The sequence below is a fragment of the Microcoleus sp. FACHB-1515 genome (genome assembly GCF_014696105.1).
GTDB lineage: Bacteria > Cyanobacteriota > Cyanobacteriia > Elainellales > Elainellaceae > JAAUTJ01.
Genome location: NZ_JACJPO010000074.1, coordinates 72,484 through 78,542 on the forward strand (window position 1 = coordinate 72,484; position 6,059 = coordinate 78,542).

Annotated in this window: 5 protein-coding genes; 1 reads left to right on the forward strand and 4 read right to left on the reverse strand. The window is 50.2% G+C overall.

The window, feature by feature from the left end; genetic code table 11:
- Positions 1-23: 23 nt before the first annotated feature.
- From H6F67_RS25245 to H6F67_RS25255, 3 genes are all read right to left on the reverse strand, one after another.
- Positions 24-1,289, reverse strand: a complete 1,266-nt coding sequence (locus tag H6F67_RS25245) for a glycosyltransferase (RefSeq protein ID WP_190769414.1) — start codon at positions 1,287-1,289, stop codon at positions 24-26.
- Between the two features lie 141 nt (positions 1,290-1,430).
- Positions 1,431-2,831, reverse strand: coding sequence for a magnesium transporter (mgtE, locus tag H6F67_RS25250; RefSeq protein WP_190769415.1), 1,401 nt, complete (start codon positions 2,829-2,831; stop codon positions 1,431-1,433).
- 162 nt (positions 2,832-2,993) lie between these two features.
- Positions 2,994-3,947 (reverse strand): helix-turn-helix domain-containing GNAT family N-acetyltransferase, encoded by a 954-nt coding sequence (locus tag H6F67_RS25255; RefSeq protein ID WP_190769416.1) that lies wholly within the window; start codon positions 3,945-3,947, stop codon positions 2,994-2,996.
- A 210-nt stretch (positions 3,948-4,157) separates the two neighbouring features.
- Here H6F67_RS25255 and ureC point away from each other — a divergent pair, with 210 nt between their 5' ends.
- Positions 4,158-5,867, forward strand: a complete 1,710-nt coding sequence (gene ureC, locus H6F67_RS25260; protein WP_190769417.1) for an urease subunit alpha — start codon at positions 4,158-4,160, stop codon at positions 5,865-5,867.
- 92 nt (positions 5,868-5,959) lie between these two features.
- Here the strand turns inward: ureC and H6F67_RS27440 are convergent.
- On the reverse strand, positions 5,960-6,059 hold a 100-nt coding region (locus H6F67_RS27440; RefSeq protein WP_199304500.1), incomplete at its 5' end, for a photosystem II protein D1.

The following is a 6,059-nucleotide window of genomic DNA, read 5'->3' on the forward strand; positions in this document are numbered from 1 at the left end:
GCTTCTGTCACCTCCGATGAAATTTAGGCAGCTTCAAGCTGTTTTTCAATTGCATCAGATGCCGCATTCACTCCATCTTCTGCTCGGATGATAGCTCCAATTTCTGCGGCTTTAGCTGCGTAACTTGGATTTTCTAATAATTCATTCAATTGCCTAGCAACTCGTTCTGCTCCATATTGCTTGCGAGGAATCGTCCGTGAAGTTTCCAAGCGTTCAACTCTAGCCGCATTGTCAGGCTGATCATGGCTGTACGGCATGATTAAAGTTGGGCGACCTGCCCGTAATGCCTGTGCTGTTGTACCAATGCCACCTTGGTGTACGATCGCACAAGCACAAGGAAAAATTTGAGAATACGGCGCGTAATTCACTGCTAAAACATTAGCTGGCAAGTTCTCCAACGGCGGGTTATTGCCCATAAGAAAAACAGCGCGGCGATTGAGTTGTTCGACGGCTTGAAGACTTTCTTGGTAAAAGTTTCCCGCATTCATCACCGCAGCAGAGCCAAGCGTGAAGACGATCGGAGGGTCGCCCGCTTCTAAAAACTGCTTCAGTTCTGGAACGAGTTCTGCGCCTTCCTGCGCCCCATCGTAAAAGGTGAAGCCTGCAACGATTGTGTTGGCAGGCCAATCGGGTTGAGGTTGCCCAAACACTGAAGAAAATAAAGCAACAACGAGGTAAGGCGAAAAGCGATTCTCAAGAAAAGGATTATAGTCGATCGGGGATAAGCCAAGTTCTTGTCGCAGTTGTCGAATCGGCTCTGCCCAGGAGTTACTGACAATTTTGGCAAAATTAAGAACACCTCGATTCACCAATGGCCCAAGTTTGTATAGCTTTGCTAAAGCCGGAAACGGAGCTAAAACCGGAGGATCATAGATTGAGAAAAACGAGAGGGGAACCATTGCGCTAGAAGCCCATTGCATTCCGAGTTTTTCTGCCACAAGCGGCGTTGCGATCACGCCTTCGCCCGAAAAGATGAAGTCTGCACTCTTGGCAACATTGAGTAAATCTGTATACATTTCGCGCAAATGTGGGTTCACCCACTGACGCACCATGTATTCTTGTCCGGTCTTCAAATCCATCATTTGCGCCATTTCTTGTGGGTCGTTCATTGCTGTGAAATCCGGGCGCATGGCATGAAACTCAAAGCCCAAAGCTTGCAGCTTCGATCGATAAACTTCGTGCGTGACAAACACAACACTATGACCTCGCTGCCGTAGCTCTAGCGCGATCGCGATCATCGGATGCAGATCGCCCAATGTTCCTAATGTCGTCACAGCAATTCGACTCATTCTCTTGTCTCTTGCTCCATAGCATTCGCCTTATGCTATCGCTTTGAATTGTTTTCCAACAACTTCAATCGACTGCCATCCTCTGCAAACGAAGCAGCCCAACTTGTTTTTTAGCCGCTTGATTAATTCTTAACCGCCGCTTTACAAATGAGCTTGCAAAATTAGCCGAGCGGTATTGAGATAAATCAGAACGCCCAGCACATCAACAGCAGTCGTGATGAAGGGAGCAGACATCAAGGCTGGATCAAGCTTGAGTGCTTGAAACAAAAAGGGCAGGGTTGATCCGGCGATCGAAGCCAAAATCGAAATCGCAACTAGGCTGATCCCGACGGCGATCGAAACCACCCAATTTCCTTGCAGCAAATAAGCCCAAAACAGCACAATCACACCCAACATCACGCCCAACAGTGCGCCTGCCATTGCTTCACGGCGAATCACTTCAAAGGCTTTGCTCGATCGCAACTCATCGGTATTTAAGCCGCGAATGACAACGGTTGAGGATTGCGCTCCGACGTTGCCGCCTGTGCCGATCAGCAGCGGAATAAAGGCGGCAAGCGCAACCACCTGTTCTAGAATGCCTTGTTGCGATCGAATCACGGCACTCGTCATCGTATTGGTAATCAGCAGCACAAACAGCCAAACCACGCGCCGCCGTGCCACTGTCAGCAAATTCGTCTGGAAATAGCTATCTTCACCGGACTGCACGCCGCCCAAGGTGTAAATGTCCTTTGTCGTTTCTTCTTCCAAAATGTCGATCACGTCATCGACCGTGACAATTCCCACAAGGCGATCTTCCGCATCCACAACGGGAATCGCTAAAAAGTCATAGCGCTGAATTAGTCGGGCGACTTCTTCTTGTGGCGTTTGCGTCTGCACATGAACGACATCGCGCACCAAAATTTCGCGAATGAGTTGCTGCGGCTGAGCAATGACCAAGGCACGGAGCGACAAAATTCCGATTAATCGACGAGCGCCATCGGTGATGTAGAGGTAGTAGATCGTTTCGCTGGCATAGGCAAGCGTGCGGATGCGATCGAGTGCCTGCGCGACCGTCCAGTGTTCCTTGAGCGAAATATACTCGGTCGTCATGATTCGCCCGGCTGTGCCTGCTTCGTAGCCCAGCAGCAAAGCCGTTGCCTGCCGTTCGCTCGGACTAAGCTGCTCTAGCAGGCGCGTCACGACTTTGGCCGGAAGTTCGTCAAATAAACGAGCGCGATCGTCCGGCGACATTTGCTCGACAATTTCCAGTACGTCCTGTCGCTTAAAGTCTTCTAAAAGCGCTTGCTGAATCGACGAATCAAGGTGTTCATAAACTTCGGTCGCCTCGCTTTTGGACAAGAGACGAAACGCGATCGCCTGCATTTGTTCGGGCAAACCATCGATCGCTTCAGCAATGTCGGCAGGCTGAACCGGAACCAGCAGCGCTTTTGCGCCCTGATAGTTTTGCTGCTCTAGCAAGGCTTGAAGCTGCATCCGCACCAGTTCTCGCAATTCGCGCCGAGAAATCGTTTGTACTGCCGATGTGTCTTCGCTAAATGCCACGCCAGTTGCTTTTTGTTAAGGGGGATGCTTTGTAGTGTAAACTGCGCGATTCCGCTTAGATGCGATCGCCCCAAACATTCTTTCCACAGTGGTAGATCAAGAATTTGTGAGATGGATGGCGTGGAATAGAACGATCGTCTTGCTGGGCTAATGTAATCGAAATTACAGAAGATCAAGCTTTAGCTCCATTTGAATATTACAGCGCTTGTAGGGTGAAGGTTGTCCGACAATTTTACGAAATCCCAACTTTTGGTAGAGATTGATCGCAGGTTCTAGAACAGTATTGCTCTCTAAGTAAACTGTTTTTGCTCCAAATTCACGCGCTTTTTGAATTGCAGCTTGTCCAAGTAGCCAACCGATGCCTTTGCCCCTTGCTTTTTCTGTAACCGCCATTTTTGCAAGTTCATAAGTATCGTCATTCATTTTGATTAAGGCGCAAGTTCCAACCGCTTCACCGTTGCTCAAGGCCATGTGAATGTGTCCACCTGAATTCAAGATTTTTTGCTCGGGGCGATCGAGTGATTGATGGTCGGCTTCCTCTAGCTTGAAATAGTTCTCAATCCATTCGTAATTCAAGCGCTTGAAGTCATCGTGAAATGCTGGTGAGTAGTCAATGATCTCTATGCTTTGACATTCACGCGCTTTTCGCACGGCTTGGACTCGATCGAAAAAGCGTTGGTTGCCAAGAAGAAATTCAGTTTCTTCGATCGCCTTCCACAAGTCATACTGCGCTTCTGATAAAAGTTCTTCAACCGCTCGATCGACATCAACAAGCTGCTTTTCAAGCTTTGGAATAAGCTGCTTTCCAACATCAGAAAGTTTCACCACGCTCACTCTAGCATCGCTGGAATCTTTTGCTGTTGTTGTGAGTCCTCGCTTGCTCATTTCCTTCACAATCTGACTGACAGAAGGATGCGAATGTCCAATAATCTGAGCAATTTCAGTAATGGACACGCTTTCTTTTTGGAAGAGAACGTAAAAAACAGGAAACCATTTTGGATCAAGCGCAACGTCATACAGCGCGAAGATTTTAGCTGCATCTTCGGTCAAGCTTTCGCTCAATCGCCGTAAGCGGCTACCCAGCGCAACTTTGCCCGTTTGAGAGTAGAAATCCATACCTGTGTAAGTACTTATGTAAACGCTTACATACTACTACTGTCAAAGGAAATGTAAATTAAGAATTGATGCGATTGGTATCTTTCGTTTAGCAGTTCGATCGCTTCTCACAAACCTGCTAAATGCAATTCTCAATTGGATGTACCGAGCTTAGCAATCTTGAGCAGCAATGTATTAGATAATTTCGATCGGCTAGTTTGAGGAACTTTGATGAGCTATCGCATGGATCGCCGCGCTTATGCTGAAACGTTTGGGCCGACAGTGGGCGATCGCGTCCGCTTGGCCGATACGGAACTGATCATCGAAGTTGAGCAGGACTACACGACCTACGGCGATGAAGTCAAATTTGGTGGCGGCAAAGTCATTCGCGATGGCATGGGGCAGTCACCAATCACCAATGCCGACGGCGCAGTCGATGCCGTGATCACGAATGCGCTCATCCTGGACTGGTGGGGCATTGTCAAAGCAGATGTCGGTATCAAGGACGGCAAGATTTTTGCGATCGGCAAAGCTGGAAATCCCTACATTCAAGACAACATCGACATCATCATCGGACCCGGAACGGAGGCGATCGCTGGAGAAGGCATGATCCTGACAGCAGGCGGCATCGATACGCACATTCACTTCATCTGTCCACAGCAAATTGAAGTGGCGATCGCCGCCGGAATCACCACGATGATCGGCGGCGGCACGGGTCCAGCAGCAGGAACAAGCGCCACAACCTGCACTCCCGGTCCTTGGAATATGTACCGAATGCTGCAAGCTGCCGATGCGTTCCCGATGAATCTGGGATTTTTGGGTAAAGGCAACAGCGCCAAATCGGAAGGATTAGTGGAGCAGGTGGAAGCGGGCGCGATCGGTCTGAAGCTGCATGAAGACTGGGGCACAACTCCGGCCACGATCGACACCTGCCTTGCGGTCGCAGACGAGTACGATGTTCAGGTCGCAATTCACACCGACACACTCAACGAAGCGGGATTCGTTGAAGATACGATCGCCGCCTTCAAAAATCGCGTCATCCACACCTACCACACCGAGGGAGCTGGAGGCGGCCATGCCCCCGACATTATCAAAGTCTGCGGCGAAACCAACGTTCTGCCGTCTTCCACCAACCCGACTCGCCCCTACACGGTCAACACGCTGGAAGAACACCTCGACATGCTGATGGTGTGTCACCACCTCGATCGCAGCATTCCCGAAGATGTCGCCTTTGCCGAATCGCGGATCAGACGGGAAACGATCGCCGCTGAAGACATCCTGCACGACTTGGGCGCGTTCAGCATGATCTCGTCCGATTCGCAGGCGATGGGGCGAATTGGCGAAGTCATTATCCGCACCTGGCAAACCGGACACAAGATGAAAGTGCAGCGCGGCAAACTGGCAGAAGATAGCGATCGCAACGACAACACCCGCGCCAAACGCTACATCGCCAAATACACGATCAATCCAGCAATCACGCACGGGATCGCGGACTATGTGGGATCGATCGAGCCAGGAAAGCTGGCTGACCTATGTCTTTGGCGACCTGCAATGTTTGGCGTCAAACCAGAAATGGTGCTGAAGGGCGGTTTGATTGCCTGGGCACAAATGGGCGATGCGAATGCCAGCATTCCGACCCCACAACCGATTCACATGCGCCCAATGTTTGCCAGCTTTGGCGGCGCGATGCACCGCACTTCTCTAACGTTTTTGTCGCAGGTGGCAATCAACAATGGCATTCCTGATTTGCTTCATCTACACAAGCCTACTGTTGCTGTATCGAACATTCGCCAGCTTACCAAGCGCGACATGAAGTTGAACGATGCCCTACCGCAAATAGAGGTTGATGCAGAAGCCTACGAAGTTCGGGCTGACGGGGAACTTTTGACCTGCGAACCTGCAACCGTATTGCCAATGGCGCAGCGCTATTTCTTGTTCTAATAGGAATACAACCATAATGCAAAAAACTAGCGCCCCGGTGAGGGCGCTAGTTCTGCTAATCGATCGAAGCTGGAATCAGCTCAAGTCGAGAACTAGCCGTTGATGTCGGGCGCTTGCACTGCGGCCAGGTCAAGCGGGAAGTTGTGAGCATTGCGCTCGTGCATCACTTCCATCCCCAGGTTCGCTCGGTTC